General features: G+C 54.3%; 22 protein-coding genes. 19 read left to right on the top strand and 3 right to left on the bottom strand.

All coding sequences use genetic code 11. The annotated features are described in order from the left end of the window. Positions 1-28 precede the first annotated feature (28 nt). A complete protein-coding gene (suhB, locus tag RYZ59_RS02565) occupies positions 29-832 on the bottom strand; it encodes an inositol-1-monophosphatase (RefSeq protein WP_003835237.1) in 804 nt (267 codons plus the stop codon). Positions 833-950: 118 nt separating this feature from the next. Between suhB and trmJ the strand changes: the two genes are divergently transcribed. From trmJ to sseB, 11 genes are all read left to right on the top strand, one after another. Next, entirely contained in the window at positions 951-1682 is a 732-nt protein-coding gene (trmJ, locus tag RYZ59_RS02560; protein WP_137384805.1) for a tRNA (cytosine(32)/uridine(32)-2'-O)-methyltransferase TrmJ, read from the top strand. Between the two features lie 194 nt (positions 1683-1876). Continuing rightward, complete coding sequence (gene iscR / locus RYZ59_RS02555; protein ID WP_005120405.1) at positions 1877-2368, top strand: Fe-S cluster assembly transcriptional regulator IscR; 492 nt, start codon at positions 1877-1879, stop codon at positions 2366-2368. Between the two features lie 167 nt (positions 2369-2535). Further along, positions 2536-3750: a cysteine desulfurase gene (gene iscS, locus RYZ59_RS02550; RefSeq protein WP_137384804.1), complete on the top strand. Its 1215-nt coding sequence runs from the start codon at positions 2536-2538 to the stop codon at positions 3748-3750. Between the two features lie 148 nt (positions 3751-3898). Then, positions 3899-4285 carry a Fe-S cluster assembly scaffold IscU gene (gene iscU, locus RYZ59_RS02545; RefSeq protein ID WP_002913991.1) on the top strand — a complete coding sequence of 129 codons (387 nt, stop codon included), beginning with the start codon at positions 3899-3901 and terminating at the stop codon, positions 4283-4285. A gap of 20 nt (positions 4286-4305) precedes the next feature. Further along, positions 4306-4629 (top strand): iron-sulfur cluster assembly protein IscA, encoded by a 324-nt coding sequence (gene iscA, locus RYZ59_RS02540; RefSeq protein WP_003835203.1) that lies wholly within the window; start codon positions 4306-4308, stop codon positions 4627-4629. A 108-nt stretch (positions 4630-4737) separates the two neighbouring features. Beyond that, on the top strand, positions 4738-5253 hold the full coding sequence (gene hscB / locus RYZ59_RS02535) for a co-chaperone HscB (protein WP_043017193.1): 516 nt from the start codon (positions 4738-4740) through the stop codon (positions 5251-5253). 15 nt (positions 5254-5268) lie between these two features. Beyond that, on the top strand, positions 5269-7119 hold the full coding sequence (gene hscA, locus RYZ59_RS02530) for a Fe-S protein assembly chaperone HscA (protein ID WP_318044648.1): 1851 nt from the start codon (positions 5269-5271) through the stop codon (positions 7117-7119). Position 7120: 1 nt separating this feature from the next. Continuing rightward, positions 7121-7456: an ISC system 2Fe-2S type ferredoxin gene (fdx, locus tag RYZ59_RS02525; RefSeq protein WP_003037690.1), complete on the top strand. Its 336-nt coding sequence runs from the start codon at positions 7121-7123 to the stop codon at positions 7454-7456. An 11-nt stretch (positions 7457-7467) separates the two neighbouring features. Then, complete coding sequence (gene iscX, locus RYZ59_RS02520; protein WP_003037694.1) at positions 7468-7668, top strand: Fe-S cluster assembly protein IscX; 201 nt, start codon at positions 7468-7470, stop codon at positions 7666-7668. 61 nt (positions 7669-7729) lie between these two features. Further along, complete coding sequence (gene pepB / locus RYZ59_RS02515) at positions 7730-9013, top strand: aminopeptidase PepB (RefSeq protein ID WP_318044647.1); 1284 nt, start codon at positions 7730-7732, stop codon at positions 9011-9013. 70 nt (positions 9014-9083) lie between these two features. Further along, entirely contained in the window at positions 9084-9860 is a 777-nt protein-coding gene (gene sseB / locus RYZ59_RS02510; RefSeq protein ID WP_202038057.1) for an enhanced serine sensitivity protein SseB, read from the top strand. 36 nt (positions 9861-9896) lie between these two features. Here the strand turns inward: sseB and timP are convergent, their stop codons facing one another. Beyond that, complete coding sequence (gene timP, locus RYZ59_RS24695; RefSeq protein WP_411961632.1) at positions 9897-10013, bottom strand: small toxic inner membrane protein TimP; 117 nt, start codon at positions 10011-10013, stop codon at positions 9897-9899. Between the two features lie 350 nt (positions 10014-10363). Beyond that, complete coding sequence (gene sseA, locus RYZ59_RS02505; RefSeq protein ID WP_318044646.1) at positions 10364-11215, bottom strand: 3-mercaptopyruvate sulfurtransferase; 852 nt, start codon at positions 11213-11215, stop codon at positions 10364-10366. 206 nt (positions 11216-11421) lie between these two features. On the opposite strand from sseA, the gene RYZ59_RS02500 reads away from it, so the two are divergent. The 8 genes from RYZ59_RS02500 to RYZ59_RS02465 all read left to right on the top strand — a co-directional run bounded on the left by RYZ59_RS02500 (position 11422) and on the right by RYZ59_RS02465 (position 25137). Beyond that, on the top strand, positions 11422-16356 hold the full coding sequence (locus RYZ59_RS02500) for an alpha-2-macroglobulin (protein ID WP_318044645.1): 4935 nt from the start codon (positions 11422-11424) through the stop codon (positions 16354-16356). Continuing rightward, positions 16357-18669, top strand: a complete 2313-nt coding sequence (pbpC, locus tag RYZ59_RS02495) for a peptidoglycan glycosyltransferase PbpC (protein ID WP_318044644.1) — start codon at positions 16357-16359, stop codon at positions 18667-18669. Between the two features lie 138 nt (positions 18670-18807). Further along, positions 18808-19239 (top strand): nucleoside-diphosphate kinase, encoded by a 432-nt coding sequence (gene ndk / locus RYZ59_RS02490; RefSeq protein WP_003037710.1) that lies wholly within the window; start codon positions 18808-18810, stop codon positions 19237-19239. A 290-nt stretch (positions 19240-19529) separates the two neighbouring features. Beyond that, positions 19530-20696 (top strand): bifunctional tRNA (adenosine(37)-C2)-methyltransferase TrmG/ribosomal RNA large subunit methyltransferase RlmN, encoded by a 1167-nt coding sequence (locus RYZ59_RS02485; protein WP_137384795.1) that lies wholly within the window; start codon positions 19530-19532, stop codon positions 20694-20696. Positions 20697-20980: 284 nt separating this feature from the next. Beyond that, on the top strand, positions 20981-21973 hold the full coding sequence (gene rodZ, locus RYZ59_RS02480) for a cytoskeleton protein RodZ (RefSeq protein ID WP_318044643.1): 993 nt from the start codon (positions 20981-20983) through the stop codon (positions 21971-21973). 26 nt (positions 21974-21999) lie between these two features. Continuing rightward, positions 22000-23118: a flavodoxin-dependent (E)-4-hydroxy-3-methylbut-2-enyl-diphosphate synthase gene (gene ispG / locus RYZ59_RS02475; RefSeq protein WP_318044641.1), complete on the top strand. Its 1119-nt coding sequence runs from the start codon at positions 22000-22002 to the stop codon at positions 23116-23118. 110 nt (positions 23119-23228) lie between these two features. Further along, positions 23229-24503: a histidine--tRNA ligase gene (gene hisS, locus RYZ59_RS02470; RefSeq protein WP_137384792.1), complete on the top strand. Its 1275-nt coding sequence runs from the start codon at positions 23229-23231 to the stop codon at positions 24501-24503. Positions 24504-24516: 13 nt separating this feature from the next. Beyond that, entirely contained in the window at positions 24517-25137 is a 621-nt protein-coding gene (locus tag RYZ59_RS02465) for a YfgM family protein (protein WP_005120429.1), read from the top strand. The last annotated feature ends 7 nt before the right edge of the window (positions 25138-25144 follow it).

The following is a 25144-nucleotide window of genomic DNA, read 5'->3' as shown; positions in this document are numbered from 1 at the left end:
AGAGCGTCGCATCCGGCACCACAGCAGATTAACGCTTCAGCGCGTCGCTCAGTTCGTCACGCATGTTCGCCAGCATGGCTTTAACGACGCGCGGGTTACCTGCAACGATGTTGCCAGTCGCCATGTAGTTATGACCACCGGTAAAGTCACAAACCAGTGCGCCAGCTTCACGGGCAATCAGTTCACCAGCGGCAAAATCCCACGGGCGCAGGCCAATTTCAAAATAACCATCAACGCGTGCAGCGGCAACGTAAGCCAGATCCAGCGCAGCAGAACCGGTGCGACGGAAGTCCGCGCATTCGGTGAACATGTTACCGAGGATTTTCATATAAGAAGCGGCGTGTTGCTTCGCTTTGAACGGGAAACCGGTGGCGATGATGGTGCCATCCAGATCGCGAGCCGTGCTGCCGCGCAGACGGTAGCCGTTCAGCTGTGCGCCCTGACCGCGAGTCGCGGTGAACAGTTCATTACGCATTGGATCGTAAACAACGGCGACTTCAGTACGGCCTTTGATGCGTACTGCGATGGATACCGCGAAGTGCGGCAGACGTTTTACGAAGTTGGTGGTGCCATCCAGTGGATCGATAACCCATTGAACATCCAAATCTTCACCAACATGTTCACCGCTTTCTTCGGTGATGATGGTGTGCTGTGGGTAAGATTTGCGGATCGTTTCGATAATAATCGCTTCGGCGGCTTTATCGACGTTAGTCACGAAATCATTGCTGCCTTTCTGGCTGGTTTCTACAGAGTCTGGGGTTTCGTAGTGTTTGGCAATTACATTACCCGCCTTGCGCGCTGCGCGCACGGCGATGGTCAGCATCGGATGCATCGGTCTCTCTCACTGGATGTTAAAGAACGGGAAAACGGCGCAGAGTATAGCAGCGAGTTCGGATTATGTCTTCGTTTTATGATAATATGGTCGAATAATCTTTAGCCGAAGAAATACAATGCTGCAAAATATTCGAATCGTGCTGGTGGAAACGTCTCACACCGGCAACATGGGCTCTGTTGCCCGCGCAATGAAAACGATGGGTTTAACCAATCTGTGGCTGGTAAATCCATTGGTAAAACCGGACTCCCAGGCTATCGCTCTGGCGGCTGGCGCCAGCGATGTGATTGGCAGTGCGCAAATCGTCGACACGCTCGATGAAGCCCTGGCGGGTTGTAGTCTGGTTGTCGGAACCAGCGCGCGTTCTCGCACGTTGCCGTGGCCGATGCTGGACCCGCGTGAGTGTGGTTTAAAAAGCGTTGCTGAAGCGGCAAATACGCCGGTGGCGTTGGTTTTTGGTCGTGAACGCGTTGGTCTGACTAACGAAGAACTGCAAAAATGCCATTATCACGTCGCTATTGCCGCGAACCCGGAATACAGTTCGCTCAATCTGGCGATGGCGGTCCAGGTCATCTCTTATGAAGTGCGCATGGCCTGGCTGGCAACGCAGGAAAGCGGTAAAGCAGCTGACTATGAAGAAACCCAGTATCCACTGGTCGATGATTTAGAGCGTTTTTACGGTCATCTGGAACAGACACTGCTGTCGACCGGGTTTATCCGTGAAGGCCATCCGGGGCAGGTGATGAACAAGCTGCGTCGTCTGTTTACTCGCGCACGTCCAGAGAGCCAGGAACTGAATATCCTGCGCGGGATTTTAGCGTCGATTGAACAACAGAATAAAGGGAAGTAACCGGTCTTTACGCCGGATAAGCGAAGCGCCATCCGGTAAACGAATACCGCACGGAACGCAAAATACCTGACTAAATTAGTCAAGTAAATAGTTGACTGATTTAGTCGGGAATGTCAGACTTGCCCCTGCTATGCAATACCCCCATTTTACAATAAAAAACCCCGGGCAGGGGCGAGTTTGAGGCTAAGTAAGACATGAGACTGACATCAAAAGGGCGTTATGCCGTGACCGCAATGTTGGACGTTGCGCTCAACTCCGAAACGGGCCCGGTACCGTTGGCTGATATTTCTGAACGTCAGGGCATTTCCCTGTCGTATCTGGAGCAGTTGTTCTCCCGTTTGCGTAAAAACGGTCTGGTTTCCAGTGTACGCGGACCAGGCGGCGGATATCTGCTGGGTAAAGATGCAGGCAGCATCGCAGTAGGTGAAGTTATTAGCGCTGTTGACGAGTCTGTAGATGCGACCCGTTGCCAGGGTAAAGGCGGTTGTCAGGGCGGTGATAAGTGCCTGACCCACGCGCTGTGGCGCGATCTTAGCGACCGCCTGACCGGTTTCCTCAACAACATTACGTTGGGCGAGTTGGTAAATAATCAGGAAGTCCTCGATGTGTCTGGTCGCCAGCACACGCATGACGCTCCACGCAGCACCCGTACGCAAGACGCTATCGACGTCAAACTGCGTGCCTAATAAAAATTACGCACTATCTTCTGCTTGCAACAAGGCAACCAGAAAGATGAAGCGTAAAAAGTATTTCAGAATCAGGCCGGGATGTCAGACATCCCGTTAACTCGGTCGTACATCCAGCCGGTTGCCTGATTCCTTGCATTGAAGCGATGTACGGAGTTTATAGAGCAATGAAATTACCGATCTATCTCGATTACTCCGCAACCACGCCGGTGGACCCGCGTGTTGCCGAGAAAATGATGCAGTGTCTGACCCTGGACGGAAACTTTGGTAACCCAGCGTCTCGTTCACACCGTTTCGGCTGGCAGGCTGAAGAGGCGGTAGATATCGCCCGTAACCAGATTGCCGATCTCGTGGGCGCTGACCCGCGTGAAATCGTCTTTACTTCCGGTGCGACTGAATCCGATAACCTGGCGATTAAAGGTGCAGCCAACTTTTATCAGAAAAAAGGCAAGCACATCATCACCAGCAAAACCGAACACAAAGCCGTGCTGGACACCTGTCGTCAGCTGGAGCGCGAAGGGTTTGAAGTCACCTACCTCGCCCCGCAGCGTAACGGTATTATCGACCTTCAAGAACTTGAAGCGGCGATGCGTGATGACACCATTCTCGTGTCCATCATGCACGTGAACAACGAAATTGGCGTGGTACAGGATATTGCGAAGATCGGCGAAATGTGCCGTGCTCGCGGCATCATCTATCACGTTGATGCGACCCAGAGCGTAGGTAAACTGCCTATCGACCTGAGCCAGCTGAAAGTGGACCTGATGTCCTTCTCCGGCCACAAAATCTATGGCCCGAAAGGTATCGGCGCGCTGTATGTGCGTCGTAAACCGCGTATCCGTATCGAAGCGCAGATGCACGGCGGCGGTCACGAGCGCGGCATGCGCTCCGGTACGCTGCCTGTTCACCAAATTGTCGGTATGGGTGAAGCTTACCGTATCGCCAAAGAAGAGATGGAAACCGAGATGGCGCGTCTGCGCGGTCTGCGTAACCGTCTGTGGAACGGCGTGAAAGACATGGAAGAGGTATACCTCAATGGTGACCTCGAGCATGGCGCACCGAACATTCTCAACGTCAGCTTCAACTTTGTTGAAGGCGAGTCGCTGATTATGGCGCTGAAAGATCTGGCGGTATCTTCCGGTTCTGCATGTACCTCTGCAAGCCTGGAACCTTCCTACGTGCTGCGCGCACTGGGGATGACTGACGAGCTGGCACATAGCTCAATTCGTTTCTCTTTAGGTCGTTTCACTACCGAAGAAGAGATTGACTACGCCATCAATCTGGTTCGCAACTCCATCGGCCGCCTGCGTGACCTTTCTCCACTGTGGGAAATGTTCAAACAGGGCGTGGATCTGAACAGTATTGAATGGTCACATCATTAATCGGTATACCCGTCATACTTCAAGTTGCAGATGCGTTGGCCGCGCTCGCTCACCCCAGTCACGTACTTATGTACGCTCCTGGGGATTTGCTCCCTTGCCGCCTTCCTGCAACTCGAATTATTTAGGGTACAAATAAGGAGAATTCAGCATGGCTTACAGCGAAAAAGTAATCGATCATTACGAGAATCCACGTAACGTGGGCTCTTTTGACAACAGCGACGAGAACGTGGGCAGCGGCATGGTGGGTGCACCGGCCTGTGGCGACGTGATGAAGTTGCAGATCAAAGTCAACAATGAGGGTATCATTGAAGACGCGCGTTTCAAGACTTACGGCTGCGGTTCCGCTATTGCCTCCAGCTCTCTGGTTACCGAATGGGTAAAAGGGAAATCGCTGGACGAAGCACAGGCGATTAAGAACACCGATATCGCAGACGAACTTGAACTGCCACCAGTGAAAATTCACTGTTCTATTCTGGCTGAAGACGCGATTAAAGCCGCGATTGCGGATTACAAAAGCAAACGTGAAGCAAAATAATTAAGAGTTGAGGTTTTATTATGTCGATTACCTTAAGCGACAGTGCAGCAGCGCGTGTAAATACCTTCCTGGCAAACCGCGGTAAAGGGTTTGGTCTGCGTCTGGGCGTGAGAACCTCCGGCTGCTCAGGTATGGCCTATGTACTGGAATTTGTTGACGAGCCGGCGGCTGAAGATACCGTGTTTGAAGACAAAGGCGTAAAAGTCGTGATCGACGGTAAGAGCCTGCAATTCCTCGACGGTACGCAGTTAGATTTCGTCAAAGAAGGTCTGAACGAAGGGTTTAAGTTCACTAACCCGAACGTGAAAGACGAATGTGGATGCGGCGAAAGCTTCCACGTGTAACGCGCTTACTGATAACCCCACCGTGGTCGCCTGCGCGTGGGGTTTGTTTTACCTGACTCTCTGGTTTTGCCTCATCGAACAACAGAGAATCGATGCCCTGAGAATGTTATGGACTACTTCACCCTCTTTGGCTTACCGGCCCGTTATCAGCTCGATACTCAGGCGCTGAGCCTACGTTTTCAGGATCTACAACGTCAGTATCATCCTGATAAATTCGCCAGCGGTTCCCAGGCGGAACAACTTGCTGCGGTTTCGCAGTCCGCCACTATCAACCAGGCCTGGCAAACGCTGCGTCATCCTTTGATGCGCGCCGAATACTTATTGTCTTTACACGGCTTTGATATCCGCAACGAGCAGCACACGGTGCGCGATACCGCGTTCCTGATGGAGCAACTTGAGCTGCGTGAAGAGCTGGACGAGATTGAACAGGCAAAAGACAGTCAACGTTTAGATGCGTTTATGCAACGCGTCAGCGAAATGTATAACGTTCGCCATCAACTGATGGTAGAACAGCTGGATAGCGAGACGTGGGACGCGGCGGCAGATACCGTGCGTAAGCTGCGTTTTCTCGATAAACTGCGAAGCAGTGCAGAACAACTCGAAGAAAAACTGCTCGATTTTTAATTTCCGGAAGCGAAAATGGCCTTATTACAAATTAGTGAGCCTGGTCTGAGCGCTGCGCCGCACCAGCGTCGTCTGGCGGTAGGCATCGATTTAGGCACCACCAACTCCCTGGTTGCGACCGTACGCAGCGGCCAGGCCGAAACGTTGGCCGACCACGAAGGTCGCCACCTGTTGCCGTCAGTGGTTCACTATCAGCAGCAGGGCTACTCAGTCGGTTACGATGCCCGCGCCAATGCCGCGCTGGATACGGCAAATACCGTCAGTTCGGTAAAACGCATGATGGGCCGCTCGCTGGCGGATATTCAGGCGCGCTACCCGCATTTGCCTTATACGTTCCAGGCGAGTGAGAACGGTCTGCCGATGATTGAAACTGCTGCTGGCTTACTCAATCCGGTCCGCGTCTCTGCTGATATTCTGAAGGCGCTGGCCGCGCGGGCAACCGAAGCGCTGTCCGGCGAACTGGACGGCGTGGTGATCACCGTTCCGGCATACTTTGATGATGCTCAGCGTCAGGGCACGAAAGATGCTGCGCGTCTGGCGGGCCTGCACGTGCTGCGTCTGTTGAACGAACCGACCGCTGCTGCAATCGCCTATGGCCTGGATTCAGGTCAGGAAGGTGTCATTGCCGTTTATGACCTCGGCGGCGGTACATTTGATATTTCTATTCTGCGCCTGAGTCGCGGCGTGTTCGAAGTGCTGGCGACCGGCGGTGATTCCGCGCTCGGCGGCGACGATTTTGACCATCTGCTGGCCGACTACATCCGTGAGCAGGCGGGCGTGGCCGATCGCAGCGATAACCGCGTACAGCGCGAACTGCTGGATGCCGCGATTGCAGCGAAAATCGCGCTCAGTGATGCCGATTCTGTGACGGTTAACGTGGCGGGATGGCAGGGTGAAATCACCCGTGAAACCTTTAATGAACTGATTTCCGCACTGGTTAAGCGCACGCTGCTGGCTTGCCGCCGCGCACTGAAAGATGCTGGCGTTGAGGCGCAAGACGTTCTGGAAGTGGTGATGGTTGGTGGTTCAACTCGCGTGCCGCTGGTGCGTGAACGTGTCGGCGAATTCTTTGGTCGTACGCCGCTGACCTCGATTGATCCGGATAAAGTCGTCGCCATCGGCGCGGCAATCCAGGCTGATATTCTGGTTGGCAATAAACCGGACAGCGAAATGCTGTTGCTGGACGTTATCCCGCTGTCCCTGGGACTGGAAACCATGGGCGGTCTGGTGGAGAAAGTGATTCCGCGTAACACCACGATTCCGGTGGCGCGGGCACAAGACTTTACCACCTTTAAAGACGGGCAAACCGCGATGTCGATTCACGTGATGCAAGGCGAGCGTGAGCTGGTGCAGGACTGTCGTTCACTGGCACGTTTTGCGCTGCGCGGTATCCCGGCACTGCCTGCGGGTGGGGCGCATATCCGCGTGACCTTCCAGGTGGATGCTGATGGCCTGCTGAGTGTGACCGCCATGGAGAAATCCACCGGCGTTGAATCCTCCATCCAGGTCAAACCGTCCTACGGTCTGACGGATAGCGAAATCGCCTCTATGATTCAGGATTCGATGAGTTTTGCCGAGCAGGATGTAAAAGCGCGTATGCTGGCAGAACAAAAAGTCGAAGCAGCACGTGTACTGGAAAGCCTGTCCGGTGCGCTCGCTGCTGATGCCGCGCTGTTAAGCGCCGCAGAACGTCAGGCTATCGACACCGCCGCCGCGCACTTGAGCGAGGTTGCACAGGGTGACGATGTTGACGCGATAGAACAAGCCATTAAAAACGTAGACAAACAAACCCAGGAATTCGCCGCTCGCCGCATGGACAAATCCGTCCGTAGCGCGCTGAAAGGCCATTCCGTGGACGAGGTTTAATATGCCAAAGATTGTTATTTTGCCTCATCAGGATCTCTGTCCCGATGGCGCAGTTCTGGAAGCTGAGACCGGCGAAACGATTCTCGACGTTGCCCTGCGTAACGGGATCGAGATTGAACACGCCTGTGAAAAATCCTGTGCCTGCACTACCTGCCACTGCATCGTGCGTGAAGGTTTTGATTCTTTGCCGGAAAGCACAGAAGAAGAAGACGACATGCTGGATAAAGCCTGGGGACTGGAGCCGGAGAGCCGTTTAAGCTGTCAGGCGCGGGTAACCGAGGACGATTTAGTGGTCGAAATCCCACGTTACACAATCAATCATGCGCGTGAGCATTAACAGAGGGTAGTATGGGACTGAAGTGGACCGATAGCCGCGAAATCGGCGAGGCGTTGTACGACGCGTTCCCCGATCTCGATCCCAAGACCGTTCGTTTCACCGATCTGCATCAGTGGATCTGTGACCTGGAAGAGTTCGATGATGATCCTCAGGCATCGAACGAAAAAATCCTTGAGGCCATTTTGCTGGTCTGGCTGGACGAAGCCGAATAAGTCAACGGGCTGCCCACGGGTGGCCCGTTTTCCTGTATGCGCGAAAATAAGGATAAATAAAATGACAGAAGCCATGAAAATAACGCTTTCCACGCAACCCGCCGATGCCCGCTGGGGTGAAAAGGCGACATACAGCATTAATAATGACGGCATTACCCTGCACCTGAACGGAAAAGATGACCTCGGCCTTATCCAGCGCGCCGCGCGTAAAATCGACGGCCTGGGCATTAAACACGTTCAACTGGACGGTGAAGGCTGGGATACCGAACGTAGCTGGGCGTTCTGGCAAGGCTACAAGGGACCAAAAGGCACCCGCAAAGTTGAGTGGGCTGCTTTGGACGAGGCGCAGCGCAAGGAGCTGGATAACCGTCTTAAAATTATCGACTGGGTGCGCGATACCATTAACGCCCCGGCGGAAGAACTGGGCCCGGAACAGCTGGCGCAGCGTGCTGTTGATCTGCTGTGCTCCGTCGCGTGCGATAACGTCTCTTACCGCATCACCAAAGGTGAAGATCTGCGTGAGCAGAACTACATGGGACTGCATACCGTGGGACGCGGCTCCGAACGTCCGCCGGTGCTGCTGGCGCTGGACTACAACCCAACTGGCGATAAAGAAGCGCCGGTTTATGCGTGTCTGGTCGGCAAAGGCATCACCTTTGACTCCGGTGGTTACAGCATCAAACAAAGCGCATTTATGGACTCAATGAAGTCTGACATGGGCGGTGCGGCAACGGTCACCGGCGCGCTGGCATTTGCCATCACCCGTGGTCTGAACAAGCGTGTGAAATTGTATCTGTGCTGTGCGGATAACCTGATCAGCGGCAACGCCTTTAAGCTCGGCGATATCATTCACTATCGCAACGGTAAAAACGTTGAGGTGATGAACACTGATGCAGAAGGTCGTTTGGTTCTGGCGGATGGCCTGATTGACGCCAGCGCGCAGAAACCGGAGCTGATTATTGATGCCGCCACGCTGACCGGCGCGGCGAAAACCGCGCTGGGCAACGATTACCACGCGCTGTTCAGCTTTGATGACCAACTGGCTGCTCGCCTGCTGGCAAGTGCTGCACAAGAAAACGAGTTGTTCTGGCGTCTGCCCCTGGCGGAATTCCACCGTAACCAGCTGCCGTCTAACTTTGCCGAGCTGAATAACACTGGCAGCGCGGCTTACCCTGCTGGCGCAAGCACCGCGGCGGGCTTCCTGTCTCACTTCGTGGAAAACTACCAGCAAGGCTGGCTGCACATCGACTGCTCTGCAACCTATCGCAAAGCGCCGGTTGAGCAGTGGTCTGCGGGCGCAACCGGTCTGGGTGTGCGCACCATTGCGAATCTGCTGACCGCATAATTTATTACTGTATTGCCGGATGGCGCTACGCTTATCCGGCCTACATGTATTCATCCAACTTGTGATACTTATGTCCGAAACAAAAAACGAATTAGAAACTTTGCTGGAACAAGCAGCGACTGAGCCAGCGCATCGTCCGGCCTTTTTCCGCACGTTGCTGGAGTCTACTGTCTGGGTACCGGGTACTGCCGCAGAAGGTGAGGCGGTGGTTGAAGACAGCGCTCTCGATCTGCAGCACTGGGAGAAAGAAGACGGCACAACCGTAATCCCGTTCTTTACCTCTCTGGAAGCCCTGCAGCAGGCCGTTGAAGATGAACAAGCGTTTGTCGTAATGCCGGTGCGTACGCTGTTTGAAATGACGCTCGGCGAAACGCTGTTTCTCAATGCTAAGCTGCCGACCGGCAAAGAGTTTATGCCACGCGAAATCAGTCTGCTGATGGGGGAAGAAGGCAACCCTCTGAGTACTCAGGAAGTACTGGAAGGCGGTGAATCGCTAATTCTCTCCGAAGTTGCCGAACCGCCCGCGCAGATGATTGACTCGTTGACCACGCTGTTTAAAACCATTAAACCGGTGAAGCGCGCATTTCTCTGCTCAATTAAAGAGAGCGCGGATGCTCAGCCGAACCTGTTGATTGGTATTGAAGCTGATGGTGATATCGAAGAGATTATTCATGCTACAGGCAGTGTCGCGACCGACACGCTACCGGGCGATGAACCTATTGATATCTGCCAGGTGGTGAAAGGTGAGAAAGGGGTCAGCCACTTTATTACCGAACACATCGCGCCGTTCTACGAACGCCGCTGGGGCGGTTTCCTGCGCGATTTTAAACAGAACCGGATTATCTGAGTGAAGGAAAGCCGCCCCGAAGGGCGGCTACCTGGCTTACTTGCCCTGAGTGCTGAGCGTCACGCGTATGGAATTACCTGGGTAATCCCGATCCCCGTGAAGACACAGTGCACCAGAAACAACAAGCACGATACACAAGTATCGTATCTTCATTGCGCGGTCCATGCGAAGACCGCATCACGACAGCATCACTGGCGATAATGCCGCGATAGCAAGCACTACGATGTGCCTGCGCTTACGGCCATGAAACGTCCTTTCCCGAGACCAGTGCCCGTTTGCGAGGCGGCGAAAAGGGCCGAAAGGATAATACCTCATGTACTGAATAGTTTCCCCGCTAACTAACTTGACTTTTTCTCCCTTAAAAGGGAGTATTGGTTCGCTACGATGTGCCTGCGTTGCTATGGCAACACAGCCTGCTGGAAAGGCCGCGAACCGGACTGGCACAAAAAAACCGCTCACATGAGCGGTTTTTTTGTGGGCGAAAAAGATGAGTAAATCAGATTTTATTTAGTCTCAGATGGTTCTACCGGTAAATCACTCCGCGATCCCCATTCGCTCCACGCACCGTCATACAAGGACACATCAGGCACATCCAGCGTGGCAAGCGCCAACACGACAACGGCAGCCGTTACACCGGAACCGCAACTGGCAATGATTGGTCTGTCAAAGCTCACGCCGTGGCTAAAGAAAATAGCATCCAGTTCATCGGTGGTTTTCAACTCTCCATCACGAACCAGTTCTGTCCACGGCACGTTCAGTGCTCCTGGAACATGACCGCGTTTCAGGCCTGGACGAGGCTCATCAATCTGGGCATTAAAACGTGCCGCCGGGCGGGCATCGACGATCTGCGCCGTTTTTTCATGGCTGGCCAGCAGCACATCGGTCACGCGTACAACCGCGTCAGGCGCGAATGCTGCGTCAAATTCACCTTCGGGCAAATCAACATTTCCTGTCTGCAGGGGGAGTTCATCGCGCTGCCAGCCAGCCAAACCGCCAGCCAGAATCGAGACATTTTCAACGCCAAATGTCCGCAGCATCCACCATGCCCGCGGGGCAGAGAACAGGTTACCTTCATCGTATATCACCAGGTGCTTATCCTGGTGCACGCCTAACTCGCGCATGGCGACGGCGAAGGCTTCCGGGCGCGGCATCATATGTGGAAAGGGGGAGGTGTGGTCAGAGAGGGCTTCAATATCAAAAAAGACAGCGCCAGGAATGTGGCCTGCACGATATTCCTCGCCAACATCGCGATCTTCCTGGCCTGGAGGTGCCATCCGGGCATCAAGAATTTGTATTTCCGGGTCGTCAATATGTTCGACAAGCCAGTCGGCAGCGACAAAGAAGGCGGTAGTCATAGGCATCTCCATTTTTACCAGGTTTCGGCAAATTGTCGGATGTTTACTGGAAAGCGACAAGTAAAAGAGGCTGATTTGTCAGGCCGAACCACATTAATCATTAAAATTCAGACAACATCATCCACTTGCCGACTGCCACCGTAAGAAATCTGACGCATAATAGTTGTACTACGTAGCTAACAGGCCACTGCGGCCAGGGATGAAAAATGAAATATATTGGCGTAGCGGCCTGCATGCTGATGCTGGCCCTGGCAGGGTGCGATAATAATAACGATAAGCCGTTAACAGCGGCGAAAAATGATGCGCCAGCCCCGCAGAGCGCACCGGCAAAAGATCCGGCGCAATTACACAAGCTGATGCAACAAAGTCAGGGCAAGTCGCTCACACTGCTGGATGCTTCTGAAGTTCAGCTTGATGGCGCAGCAACTCTGGTCCTGACTTTCTCTATTCCTCTCAATCCCGAACAAGATTTTTCCCGCGTCGTGCACGTTGTCGATAAAAAAAGCGGCAAAGTGGACGGAGCCTGGGAGCTGGCGCCGAATTTGAAAGAGCTGCGTTTACGCCACCTTGAACCCAACCGCGAGCTGGTGGTCACCATTGAGCGTGACTTGTTGGCATTGAATAAAGCGACGTTTGGTATTGAGTATGAAAAAAATATTACCACCCGCGATGTTCAGCCAAGCGTAGGGTTTGCCAGTCGTGGCTCGCTGCTGCCGGGCAAAGTGATCGAAGGATTACCGGTGATGACGCTGAACGTCAATAGCGTAGATGTGAACTTCTTTCGCGTGAAGCCTGAATCGCTCGGTGCGTTTGTCAGCCAGTGGGAATACCGCAATTCATTGACGAACTGGGAATCTGACAATCTGCTGAAAATGGCGGAACTGGTGTATACCGGACGCTTTGACCTCAATCCTGCGCGTAACACCCGCGAGAAGCTGCTGCTGCCGCTGAGCGATATCAAGCCGTTGCAGCAAGCAGGTGTTTACATCGCGGTGATGAATCAGGCTGGACAATACAACTACAGTAATGCCGCTACGCTGTTCACGCTCAGCGATATTGGTGTGTCTGCTCACCGTTACCACAATCAACTGGATGTCTTTACGCAGAGTCTGGAAAACGGCGCCGCGCAGCAGGGTATTGAGGTCACGTTACTCAACGAAAAAGGACAGACGCTGGCGCAGGCTACCAGCGATGCGCAGGGTCATGTCAAACTGGAGACTGATAAAGACGCGGCCTTATTGCTGGTCCGCAAAGACGGGCAAACCACGCTGCTGGATCTGAAGCTCCCGGCGTTGGATCTGGCTGAATTTGATATTGCTGGCGCACCGGGATACAGCAAACAGTTCTTTATGTTTGGTCCCCGTGACCTCTACCGCCCTGGTGAAACGGTGATCCTCAACGGATTACTGCGTGACAGCGATGGAAAAACGTTGCCCGACCAGCCGGTGAAGCTGGAGGTCGTGAAGCCCGACGGGCAAGTGTTACGCTCGGTGGTTAGCCAGCCAGAGAACGGTCTGTACCGCTTTAGTTGGCCGCTGGACACCAACGCACCAACCGGTATGTGGCATATTCGTGCTAATACGGGCGACAACCAGTCGCGGATGTGGGATTTCCACGTCGAAGATTTTATGCCTGAGCGGATGGCGCTCAATCTCTCCGCCAATAAGATTCCGGTAGCTCCGGCTGATGAAGTGAAGTTCTCGGTAGTGGGCTACTACCTGTACGGCGCGCCTGCTAACGGCAATGCTCTGCAAGGGCAGCTGTTCCTGCGCCCGCTGCGCGAAGCGGTGCAGGCATTGCCGGGGTTCCAGTTTGGTAATATTGCCGAAGAAAACCTGTCCCGCAGCCTCGATGAAGTTCAGCTTACGCTGGATGAACACGGTCGCGGCGAAGTGACCACCAACAGCCAATGGCAGGAGACGCATTCTCCGTTACAGGTGATCCTGCAAGCCAGCCTGCTGGAATCTGGTGGCCGTCCGGTAACGCGTCGGGCTGAACAAGCCATCTGGCCTGCGGACACACTGCCGGGTATTCGTCCGCAGTTTGCGGCAAAAGCTGTCTATGACTACCGTACTGATACCACCGTGAATCAGCCTATTGTTGATGAAAACAGCAACGCCGCTTTCGACATTGTGTATGCCGATGCGCAAGGCGAGAAAAAAGCGGTGTCCGGTTTGCAGGTACGTTTGATCCGCGAGCGACGAGATTATTACTGGAACTGGTCTGAAGGCGAGGGCTGGCAATCACAGTTTGATCAAAAGGATCTGGTTGAGGGTGAGCAGACCCTGGATCTTAAGGCCGATGAGACCGGTAAAGTTAGCTTCCCGGTAGAGTGGGGCGCTTATCGTCTGGAAGTAAAAGCCCCGAATGACGCAGTGAGCAGCGTACGCTTCTGGGCGGGTTATAGCTGGCAGGATAACAGCGACGGCAGCGGGGCCGTGCGTCCCGATCGCGTGACGCTGAAACTGGATAAACCCAGCTATCGTCCCAGCGATACCATGAACCTGCACGTTGCCGCTCCTGCTGCTGGCAAAGGTTATGCGATGGTTGAATCCAGCGAAGGTCCGCTGTGGTGGCAAGAAATAGACGTACCGGCGGATGGTCTCGATATCTCCATCCCGATCGATAAAACCTGGAATCGCCACGATTTGTATCTCAGTGCGCTGGTGATTCGCCCTGGCGACAAGTCCCGTTCGGCAACGCCAAAACGGGCGGTCGGTTTACTGCATTTGCCGTTAGGCGATGAAAACCGTCGGCTGGCGCTGGCGCTGGAAAACCCGGCGAAAATACGCCCGAATCAGCCGTTGACCGTCAAGATTAAGGCCAGCGTTAAGAATGGTGAAGTGCCAAAGCAGGTGAATGTGCTGGTCTCTGCCGTTGACAGCGGGGTGCTGAATATTACGGATTACGTCACGCCAGACCCGTGGCAGGCATTTTTCGGGCAAAAACGCTATGGCGCGGATATTTATGATATTTACGGCCAAGTGATCGAAGGGCAGGGGCGTCTGGCGGCACTGCGTTTTGGCGGCGATGGCGATGAGTTAAAACGCGGCGGAAAACCACCGGTCAATCACGTCAATATCGTCGCACAACAGGCACTGCCGGTGACGCTCAACGAGCAGGGCGAAGGTACGGTGACGTTACCGATTGGGGATTTCAACGGCGAGCTGCGGGTAATGGCGCAGGCCTGGACGGCGGATGACTTTGGCAGCGGCGAAAGTAAAGCGATCGTTGCCGCCCCGGTGATTGCTGAATTGAATACCCCGCGCTTCCTGGCCGGGGGGGATACGTCGCGACTGACGCTGGATGTGACTAACCTGACAGACAAACCGCAAACGCTGAATATCAAGTTTGCCGCCAGTGGATTACTGGAGCTGATGGGGCAAGATCCCGCACCGGTAAATCTGGCACCAGGCGTACGGACTACGCTGTTTATTCCGGTGCGCGCGCAGGAGGGCTTTGGCGATGGCGAAATTCAGGCCGAAATTAGCGGTCTGACTTTACCGGGTGAAACGCTGCCTGTTCAGCATAAACAGTGGAAGATTGGCGTGCGTCCGGCGTTCCCGGCGCAAACCGTTAATAACGGTGTCGCACTTCAGCCGGGCGCAACCTGGCAGCTTCCGGGCGAAAAACTGACCAATTTCTCCCCTGCGACGATGCAGGGGCAACTGTTGTTCAGCGGTAAGCCGCCGCTAAATCTGGCGCGCTACATCCGTGAACTGAAAGCCTATCCTTACGGTTGCCTCGAGCAAACCGCCAGTGGACTGTTCCCGTCGTTATATACCAATGCCGCGCAGCTGAAAGCGTTGGGCATAGCGGGTGACAGCGATGAGAAACGCCGTGCGGCAGTAGAGATCGGGATTTCCCGGTTGCTGCAGATGCAGCGTGATAACGGGGGATTTGCATTGTGGGATAAAAACGGGTCGGAAGAGTACTGGCTGACCGCGTATGTCATGGACTTCCTCGTCCGGGCAAATGAACAGGGCTACAGCGTACCGACAGAGGTGATTAACCGGGGGAATGAACGGTTGCTGCGCTATTTGCAGGACCCGGGCATGATGTCGATACGCTATACCGACGATACCTCAGCAAGCCGCTTTGCAGTACAGGCATATGCAGCACTGGTGCTGGCTCGCCAGCAGAAAGCCCCGCTCGGCGCACTACGCGAAATCTGGGAGCGTCGTGCACAAGCGGCGTCTGGTTTGCCGCTGCTGCAACTGGGGATCGCGCTGAAAAGCATGGGCGATGCCAACCGCAGTGAACAGGCGTTGACGCTGGCGCTGAATACGCCGCGCCGCGACGCGCAGCAGTGGATGGCGGATTACGGCAGTGCGTTACGGGATAACGCGTTGATGCTGGCTTTGCTCGAAGAGAACAAGCTCAAACCTGAGGTGCAGAATACGCTGCTGAACACGTTGTCAGAACAGGCCTTTGGACAGCGCTGGCTCTCTACTCAGGAAAATAATGCGTTGTTCCTTGCCGCGCGTACGTTACAGGATTTGCCTGGTACGTGGCAGGCGCAAACGTCACTCTCGGAGCAACCATTGGCAGGGGATAAATCGCTAACCCGCAATTTGGATGCCGACACACTGTCTACGCTGAGCGTCACCAACACCGGCAATTTGCCACTATGGCTGCGTTTGGATGTCAGTGGTTACCCGCAAAACCCGCCGACGCCTGCCAGCAATGTCCTGCATATTGAACGTCAGATCCTGGGGCTGGATGGTCGCAGCAAATCGCTGGACTCTCTGCGCAGCGGCGAACTGGTGCTGGTTTGGCTGACGGTAAAAGCCAGCCAGAACGTGCCTGATGCGTTAGTCGTTGATCTGCTGCCCGCCGGGCTGGAACTGGAAAACCAGAATCTGGCCAACGGCAGCGCCAGTTTGCAGGATAGCGGTAGCGAAGTGGCGAATCTGCTCAATCAGATGCAGCAGGCGGATATTCAGCATGTGGAGTTCCGCGACGACCGTTTTGTCGCGGCGGTGGCAGTCAACGAAGGACAACCGGTCACGCTGGTGTATCTGGCGCGGGCGGTAACGCCGGGGACCTATCAGATTCCTGTGCCGCAGGTGGAATCAATGTATGTTCCGCAGTGGCGTGCGACCGGTACGGCAGAGGGGCCACTGATTGTCAGACCGTAAATGATGCACCGGTTGGGGAAACGCGGCTGCTGGCTCTGGCTGGTCGCCGTTATGCTATTACTCGTGGCGGCGGTTTGGTCGGCAGATAAAATCTGGCCGCTGCCGCTTCATGAAGTCGACCCTGCGCGTGTCGTGGTGGCGTACGATGGTACACCGCTATGGCGTTTTGCCGATGCGGACGGTATCTGGCGGTATCCGGTCACAATCGATGAGGTCTCGCCCCGCTACCTCGACGCGTTAATTAATTACGAAGATCGCTGGTTCTGGAAACATCCCGGTGTTAATCCGTTTTCGGTGCTGCGTGCAGCGTGGCAGGATCTCTCCTCCGGACGCGTGGTTTCGGGCGGCAGTACGCTCACCATGCAGGTCGCAAGATTACTTGACCCTCATCCTCGCACCTTTGGCGGTAAGTTCCGCCAGCTCTGGCGCGCAATGCAACTGGAGTGGCACCTTTCCAAGCGCGATATCCTGACGCTGTATCTGAATCGTGCGCCGTTTGGCGGCACGCTTCAGGGGGTGGGGGCAGCAAGTTGGGCCTATCTGGGCAAATCGCCTGCACAATTGAGCTACTCCGATGCCGCGCTGCTGGCCGTGCTGCCGCAGGCGCCGAGTCGTCTGCGTCCGGATCGTTGGCCAGATCGCGCCGAAGCCGCGCGCAATAAAGTGCTTGAGCGTATGGCGACTCAGGGTATTTGGCCTGCCAGACAGGTACAGGAGTCGCGTGAAGAGCCGGTCTGGCTGGCACCCCGGCAAATGCCGCAGTTAGCGCCATTATTCTCGCGCATGATGCTGGGGAAAAGCCGGAGCGATAAAATCGTAACTACCCTTGACGCTGGATTGCAGCGCCAACTGGAAGAGCTGGCGCAAAACTGGAAAGGGCGCTTACCTGCTCGCAGTTCGCTGGCAATGATTGTGGTCGATCACACCGATATGAGCGTGCGTGGTTGGGTGGGATCGGTAGATATGAATGACGACTCTCGCTTTGGTCATGTGGATATGGTGAATGCGATCCGTTCTCCGGGATCGGTGCTGAAGCCATTTGTTTATGGCCTGGCGCTGGATGACGGATTGATTCACCCGGCTTCATTGCTGCAGGACGTGCCGCGTCGTACCGGGGATTATCGTCCAGGGAATTTTGATAGTGGCTTTCATGGCCCGGTGAGCATGAGTGAAGCGCTGGTGCGTTCACTCAATTTACCCGCCGTGCAGGTGCTTGAAGCCTATGGCCCGAAGCGTTTTGCCGCAAAATTGCGTAATGTGGGTTTGCCGTTGTATTTACCCGCAGGAGCCACGCCGAATCTGTCGTTGATCCTGGGCGGCGCGGGGGCGAGACTTGAAGATATGGCGGCGGCATACAGCGCGTTTGCCCGTCATGGTAAGGCGGGAAAACTGCGTTTGCAGCCGACAGATCCACTGCTGGAGCGTCCGTTGATGTCAGCAGGTGCGGCGTGGATTATTCGCCGGATTATGGCTGACGAAGCGCAACCTCTTCCGGATAACGCGCTGAGCAGAGTGGTTCCGCTGGCATGGAAAACGGGCACCAGTTATGGCTATCGTGACGCGTGGGCAATCGGCGTTAATTCACGTTATGTGATAGGTATCTGGACTGGCAGACCAGACGGAACGCCGGTGGTGGGGCAGTTTGGATTTGCCAGCGCCGTGCCGCTACTCAATCAGGTCAACAATCTTTTGCTCTCTCGCGGGACAAATCAGCTGGAAGATCCACGCCCTGAATCCGTAAGTCGCGGTGTGGTGTGCTGGCCTGGCGGACAATCTCTGCCGGAGGGTGATGGTAACTGTCGTCGTCGTTTAGCCACCTGGCTACTGGACGGTAGCCAACCGCCAACGTTGTTATTACCCGAACAAGAAGGCGTGAGTGGCATTCGTTTTCCTGTCTGGCTGGACGATGAGGGAAAACGCGTTGCAGCGGATTGCTCGCAGGCGCGTGAGCAAACATTAGTCGTCTGGCCATTGCCGCTAGAACCCTGGCTGCCGGAATCAGAGCGTCGGGGGGCGAGGTTACCGCCGGTTTCTGCAATCTGTCCGCCGCTGGGGCAGGATGCTATATTACCGCTGCAGTTGACAGGTGTGCGCGATGGCGCGATTGTGAAACGTTTACCCGGTATGCAGCAGGCTTCATTACCGGTGCAAACCAGCGGTGGGACAGGTGAGCGCTGGTGGTTCCTTAACGGTGAACGGCTCGATGATCGTGGGCGTCATCTTACCCTGCGACTCACCGTAAAAGGGGATTACCAACTGCTGGTGATGGATGACGCGGGACAGATGGCGACGGTGAGATTTTCTTTGCAATAGACCAGGTTAAGATGGTTTGTTGCTAAAAATCATCTTATTTTAAAGAAATGTTACCTTCGTCAATAGTCAACGGCCAGGATGCTCTTTATAATCCGCGCCAGGTAAACCATAACAGAACATCTTTTTTCAGAGGTAATCATGGCTATTGAACGTACTTTTTCCATCATCAAACCAAACGCGGTGGCAAAAAACGTTATTGGGAGCATCTTTGCGCGCTTCGAAGCAGCAGGGTTCAAAATTGTCGGTACTAAAATGCTGCACCTGACCGTTGAGCAGGCGCGTGGCTTCTATGCTGAGCACGACGGCAAACCGTTCTTTGATGGCCTGGTTGAATTCATGACCTCCGGTCCAATCGTTGTTTCCGTACTGGAAAGCGAAAATGCCGTACAGCGTCATCGCGATCTGCTGGGCGCAACGAATCCGGCAAATGCGCTGGCCGGTACGCTGCGTGCCGACTACGCGGACAGCTTCACCGAGAATGGTACCCACGGTTCCGATTCCGTTGAATCCGCAGCCCGTGAAATCGCCTATTTCTTTGGTGAAGGCGAGGTTTGCCCGCGCACTCGCTAATCTCCCGCGTCTTTCACGTCGCAGATGCGTTGGCTGCGTTCGTTTACCCCGGTCACATAGTTTTCTATGCTCCCGGGGATGCTCGAACTTGCCGCCTTCCTGCGACGCGAAATCCTTTGGCGATGAATTAGCGATTTACATATTATTTTCGCTAATGCTTCGTGCAAACGTGGCATCCCTGCGCCAGACTTTGTACAATGCAACGCCCCGGAAGAGCAGACCGCTTACCGGGGCGTTTCTTTTTAACCCTCCACGGGCCATAACGTGTAACAACGAGGCCGGAAAAAATTATGTCTGAATTAGTTAACACCTCTGAAGTCGTCATTGCTGCGGTTCCAAATAAAAATGGAAAAATTAACCTGCTGGATCTGAACCGTCAGCAGATGCGCGAATTCTTCAAAGAGATGGGCGAAAAGCCGTTTCGTGCCGATCAGGTCATGAAATGGATGTACCACTATTGCAGCGACAATTTTGATGACATGACTGACATCAATAAGGTGCTGCGCAACAAACTGAAAGAAGTGGCTGAAATTCGCGCCCCGGAAGTGGTGGAAGAGCAGCGTTCTTCTGATGGCACTATCAAATGGGCCATCGCGGTTGGCGATCAGCGTGTTGAAACGGTTTATATCCCGGAAGACGATCGTGCGACCCTGTGTGTTTCTTCACAGGTTGGTTGTGCATTAGAGTGTAAATTCTGCTCTACGGCGCAGCAGGGCTTTAACCGTAACCTGCGGGTGTCGGAAATCATTGGTCAGGTCTGGCGTGCGGCGAAAATCGTCGGCGCGGTGAAAGCCACAGGCGTGCGTCCCATCACCAACGTGGTGATGATGGGGATGGGGGAGCCACTGCTTAACCTGACTAACGTCGTTCCGGCGATGGAAATTATGCTTGATGACTTCGGTTTTGGGCTGTCCAAGCGTCGCGTCACGCTGTCCACCTCAGGCGTCGTCCCTGCGCTGGATAAGTTGGGCGATATGATTGATGTCGCACTGGCGATTTCTCTGCATGCGCCAAATGATGAAATTCGTGACGAAATTGTACCTATCAACAAAAAGTACAATATTGAAACGTTCCTCGGGGCAGTGCGCCGCTATCTGGAGAAATCCAATGCGAACCAGGGCCGCGTGACCATCGAGTATGTGATGTTGGACCATATCAACGATGGCACTGAGCATGCGCATCAGCTTGCAGAACTGCTGAAAGACACGCCATGTAAGATCAACCTGATTCCGTGGAACCCGTTCCCGGGCGCGCCATATGGTCGTAGCTCTAACAGTCGTATCGATCGTTTCTCTAAAGTGTTGATGAGCTATGGTTTCACGACCATCGTGCGTAAAACACGTGGTGATGACATCGATGCAGCCTGTGGTCAGCTGGCGGGAGACGTTATCGACCGTACCAAGCGTACTCTGCGCAAGCGTATGCAGGGCGATGCTATCGATATCAAAACCGTTTGATGCCGAATGCACTACGGTATAAATAATGTACCGTAGTGCAATGTAAGTTACATAAGGTCCTTTGTTGTCGTCGTCGGATCAATAATAACGGTGCGTTTTAGTCGACTTTAAGGCAGTATGTAGCGGTGCAACAAGCGTTTAGCCCTTAGGTTTACACTGTTTTGTCATAGATAGTCTGACCGTTTTATACTGTCTGACGAAGGTTAACTGACCAGATGTTTCGCGGTGTGGGTGAGCATTGTGGCTCGCCGGCGCCAGAACCCAAATTTACGCAGCTGTAGCGAATGAATACTGAAGCCACGCACGACAAAAATGAAGCACTATCCACCGGCGTTCGTCTGCGCAATGCCCGTGAACAACTCGGATTCAGCCAACAGGTAGTCGCGGAACGACTCTGCCTGAAGGTCTCCACGGTACGCGATATTGAAGACGATAAGGCGCCAGCCGATCTCGCTTCAACATTCCTGCGCGGGTATATCCGTTCTTATGCGCGTCTGGTGCATATTCCTGAAGAAGAACTGTTGCCAGGGCTGGAAAAACAGGCTCCGATTCGCCCTGCCAAAGTTGCGCCGATGCAGAGTTTTTCGCTCGGTAAGCGCCGCAAGAAGCGTGACGGCTGGCTAATGACCTTTACCTGGCTGGTACTGTTTGTCGTTGTCGGACTGACCGGTGCCTGGTGGTGGCAAAACCATAAAGCGCAGCAGGAAGAGATCACCACGATGGCCGATCAATCTTCCGCTGAACTGAATGCCGGTAAAGATAACGCGCAGAGCGTGCCGCTGGATACCAGCGCCGCTGCAAGCCAGGACAGTACACCGGCTCCGGATGATGGCGCAGTGGCTGATGCCGCTCAAACGCCGGATACTGCAGCGACCCCGGCGCCTGGCGCAGATCAAAACGCCGTTGTGGCTCCGTCTCAGGCCAATGTTGATACTGCAACGACCACGTCCACTGCACCGGCGACAGCGGCACCATTGCCGACTGACCAGGCGGGTGTAACAACGCCGGCTGCCGATCCTAACGCGCTGGTGATGAATTTCACCGCTGACTGCTGGCTGGAAGTGACCGACGCAACCGGTAAAAAACTGTTTAGCGGCATGCAGCGTAAAGATGGCAATTTGAATCTGACCGGTCAGGCACCGTACAAACTGAAAATTGGTGCTCCGGCGGCAGTGCAGATTCAGTTCCAGGGTAAACCTGTCGACCTGAGTCGTTTTATCAGAACTAACCAGGTTGCGCGTCTGACCGTTAATGCCGAACAATCACCGGCTCAGTAACAGACGGCAATGCGGGAGATTTTTTAATGCATAATCAGGCTCCAATTCAACGTAGAAAATCGACACGCATTTACGTTGGGAACGTGCCGATCGGCGATGGGGCTCCCATCGCCGTACAGTCTATGACCAATACGCGGACCACGGATGTGGAAGCGACGGTTAATCAGATCAAATCGCTGGAACGTGTAGGCGCAGATATTGTTCGTGTCTCTGTACCGACAATGGATGCAGCAGAAGCGTTTAAGCTTATCAAACAGCAGGTTAATGTCCCGCTGGTTGCCGATATTCACTTTGATTACCGTATTGCGCTGAAAGTGGCGGAATACGGTGTCGATTGTCTGCGTATCAACCCAGGCAATATCGGTAACGAAGAGCGTATTCGCATGGTGGTGGATTGCGCTCGTGATAAAAACATTCCTATCCGCATTGGTGTAAACGCCGGATCGCTGGAAAAAGACCTGCAGGAAAAATACGGTGAGCCGACGCCGCAGGCGCTGCTGGAATCCGCGATGCGTCATGTGGATCATCTCGATCGCCTGAACTTCGATCAGTTCAAAGTCAGTGTTAAAGCGTCTGACGTGTTCCTCGCCGTAGAATCTTATCGTCTGCTGGCAAAACAGATCGATCAACCGCTGCATCTGGGGATCACCGAAGCCGGTGGCCTGCGTAGCGGTTCGGTGAAGTCCGCGATTGGCCTTGGCCTGCTGTTATCTGAAGGGATCGGCGACACGCTGCGCGTTTCTTTGGCGGCGGATCCGGTGGAAGAGATCAAAGTGGGCTTTGATATCCTGAAATCGCTGCGCATTCGCGCGCGCGGGATCAACTTTATCGCTTGTCCAACCTGCTCACGCCAGGAGTTCGACGTTATCGGCACGGTTAACGCGTTGGAGCAACGCCTGGAAGATATCATTACGCCAATGGACGTTTCGATCATCGGCTGTGTGGTAAACGGTCCTGGTGAAGCGCTGGTTTCTACGCTGGGCGTGACGGGCGGCAACAAGAAAAGCGGCCTGTATGAAGACGGCGTGCGTAAAGACAGAATCGATAACGACGACATGATCACGCAGCTCGAAGCTCGTATTCGCGCCAAAGCGAGTATCCTCGACGAAGCGCGACGCATTGACGTGCAGCAGCTTGAAAAATAATAACGTGATGGGAAGCGGCGAGCTTCCCGTGTATGATTGAACCCGCATGGCGCCCGTATTATTCGGGTTAGCGCTGAGGGTTCATTTTTATATCCATAAAGAGAATAAACGTGGCAAAAAACATTCAAGCCATTCGCGGCATGAACGATTATCTGCCTGGCGAAACCGCCATCTGGCAGCGCATTGAAGGCACTCTCAAAAACGTGCTCGGCAGCTACGGTTACAGTGAAATCCGCTTGCCGATTGTAGAGCAGACCCCGTTATTCAAACGTGCGATCGGTGAAGTGACCGACGTCGTTGAAAAAGAGATGTATACCTTTGAGGACCGCAATGGCGACAGCCTGACCCTGCGTCCTGAAGGCACTGCGGGCTGTGTACGCGCCGGCATCGAACATGGTCTCCTGTACAATCAGGAACAGCGTCTGTGGTACATCGGGCCGATGTTCCGCCACGAACGTCCGCAAAAAGGTCGTTATCGCCAATTCCATCAGTTGGGTGTCGAAGTGTTTGGTCTGCAAGGCCCGGACATTGATGCTGAGCTGATTATGCTGACTGCCCGCTGGTGGCGTGCACTGGGTATTTCCCAGCATGTTAGCCTTGAGCTGAACTCTATTGGTTCGCTTGAAGCGCGTGCTAACTACCGTGATGCGCTGGTCGCCTACCTGGAACAGCACAAAGAAAAACTGGACGAAGATTGCAAGCGCCGCATGTACACCAACCCGCTGCGCGTTCTCGACTCCAAAAACCCGGACGTGCAGGCGCTGCTGAACGATGCCCCGGCACTGGGTGACTATCTTGATGACGATTCTCGCGAACATTTCGCGGGTCTGTGCAAACTGCTGGAATCCGCAGGTATTGCCTATACCGTTAATCAGCGTCTGGTTCGTGGTCTCGACTATTACAACCGCACCGTATTTGAGTGGGTAACCAACAGCCTGGGCTCACAGGGTACCGTCTGTGCAGGTGGTCGTTATGATGGTCTGGTTGAGCAACTTGGCGGTCGTGCCACGCCAGCGGTAGGCTTCGCTATGGGCCTGGAACGACTTGTTTTGTTAGTTCAGGCAGTTAATCCGGAATTTAACGCAGATCCTGTTGTCGATATATACCTGGTGGCTTCAGGTGCGGATACACAGTCGGCTGCGATGCGGCTTGCTGAACGTCTGCGTGATGACGTTCCCGGTGTGAAACTGATGACTAACCACGGTGGCGGCAACTTTAAGAAACAGTTTGCTCGCGCCGATAAGTGGGGCGCCCGCGTTGCACTGGTACTGGGTGAGTCCGAAGTGGCTGACGGTACCGTTGTAGTGAAGGATTTGCGCTCTGGTGAGCAAACGGCAGTAGCGCAGGATAGCGTTGCCACGCATTTGCGCACTCTACTGGGCTAAGGAGAAGGACAGCGTGGAAATTTACGAGAACGAACACGACCAGGTTGATGCGGTAAAACGCTTCTTTGCTGAAAACGGCAAAGCGCTGGTTGTTGGGGTCATTTTAGGGGTTGGCGCGCTGGTCGGCTGGCGTTACTGGACCAGTCATCAGACGGAGTCCGCACGCTCTGCTTCTCTGGCATATCAAAATACGGTGACTGCGGTTAGCGCAGGTAAGCCTGATAGCATTCCTGCCGCAGAGAAATTTGCAGCGGAAAACAAAAACACCTATGGCGCGTTAGCGTCAATGGAACTGGCACAGCAGTTTGTTGACCAAAACGAACTAGAGAAAGCCGCGGCCCAGTTACAACAAGGCCTGGCCGCCACCAGCGATGAGAATCTCAAAGCGGTGCTTAATCTGCGTCTTGCTCGTGTTCAGGTTCAGCTTAAGCAGGCTGATACCGCGCTGAAAACACTCGATACCATTAAAGGTGAAGGGTGGGCGGCAATTGTGGCCGATCTGCGTGGTGAAGCGTTGCTGAGCAAAGGCGACAAACAAGGTGCGCGTAGCGCATGGGAAGCGGGTGTGAAAAGCGATGCCTCTCCTGCTCTGAGCGAAATGATGCAGATGAAAATCAATAATTTGTCCATCTGAGAGGGAC

Origin of the sequence: Citrobacter sp. HN-141, from assembly GCF_033341895.1 — a bacterium.
Lineage (GTDB): Bacteria > Pseudomonadota > Gammaproteobacteria > Enterobacterales > Enterobacteriaceae > Citrobacter.
The sequence above is the reverse complement of the archived record's forward strand: the minus strand, read 5'-3'. Positions and strand labels throughout refer to the sequence as shown.

Bases quoted from the DNA above. Each gene is read 5' to 3' on its own strand.
- rodZ (WP_318044643.1), top strand. From the start codon at position 20,981: ATGAATACTGAAGCCACGCACGACAAAAATGAAGCACTATCCACCGGC.
- sseA (WP_318044646.1), bottom strand. From the start codon at position 11,215: ATGACTACCGCCTTCTTTGTCGCTGCCGACTGGCTTGTCGAACATATT.
- trmJ (WP_137384805.1), top strand. From the start codon at position 951: ATGCTGCAAAATATTCGAATCGTGCTGGTGGAAACGTCTCACACCGGC.
- iscS (WP_137384804.1), top strand. From the start codon at position 2,536: ATGAAATTACCGATCTATCTCGATTACTCCGCAACCACGCCGGTGGAC.
- RYZ59_RS02500 (WP_318044645.1), top strand. From the start codon at position 11,422: ATGAAATATATTGGCGTAGCGGCCTGCATGCTGATGCTGGCCCTGGCA.
- pbpC (WP_318044644.1), top strand. From the start codon at position 16,357: ATGATGCACCGGTTGGGGAAACGCGGCTGCTGGCTCTGGCTGGTCGCC.
- timP (WP_411961632.1), bottom strand. From the start codon at position 10,013: ATGAAGATACGATACTTGTGTATCGTGCTTGTTGTTTCTGGTGCACTG.
- hscA (WP_318044648.1), top strand. From the start codon at position 5,269: ATGGCCTTATTACAAATTAGTGAGCCTGGTCTGAGCGCTGCGCCGCAC.
- iscX (WP_003037694.1), top strand. From the start codon at position 7,468: ATGGGACTGAAGTGGACCGATAGCCGCGAAATCGGCGAGGCGTTGTAC.
- sseB (WP_202038057.1), top strand. From the start codon at position 9,084: ATGTCCGAAACAAAAAACGAATTAGAAACTTTGCTGGAACAAGCAGCG.
- hscB (WP_043017193.1), top strand. From the start codon at position 4,738: ATGGACTACTTCACCCTCTTTGGCTTACCGGCCCGTTATCAGCTCGAT.
- ispG (WP_318044641.1), top strand. From the start codon at position 22,000: ATGCATAATCAGGCTCCAATTCAACGTAGAAAATCGACACGCATTTAC.
- fdx (WP_003037690.1), top strand. From the start codon at position 7,121: ATGCCAAAGATTGTTATTTTGCCTCATCAGGATCTCTGTCCCGATGGC.
- suhB (WP_003835237.1), bottom strand. From the start codon at position 832: ATGCATCCGATGCTGACCATCGCCGTGCGCGCAGCGCGCAAGGCGGGT.
- pepB (WP_318044647.1), top strand. From the start codon at position 7,730: ATGACAGAAGCCATGAAAATAACGCTTTCCACGCAACCCGCCGATGCC.
- ndk (WP_003037710.1), top strand. From the start codon at position 18,808: ATGGCTATTGAACGTACTTTTTCCATCATCAAACCAAACGCGGTGGCA.
- iscA (WP_003835203.1), top strand. From the start codon at position 4,306: ATGTCGATTACCTTAAGCGACAGTGCAGCAGCGCGTGTAAATACCTTC.
- RYZ59_RS02485 (WP_137384795.1), top strand. From the start codon at position 19,530: ATGTCTGAATTAGTTAACACCTCTGAAGTCGTCATTGCTGCGGTTCCA.
- iscR (WP_005120405.1), top strand. From the start codon at position 1,877: ATGAGACTGACATCAAAAGGGCGTTATGCCGTGACCGCAATGTTGGAC.
- iscU (WP_002913991.1), top strand. From the start codon at position 3,899: ATGGCTTACAGCGAAAAAGTAATCGATCATTACGAGAATCCACGTAAC.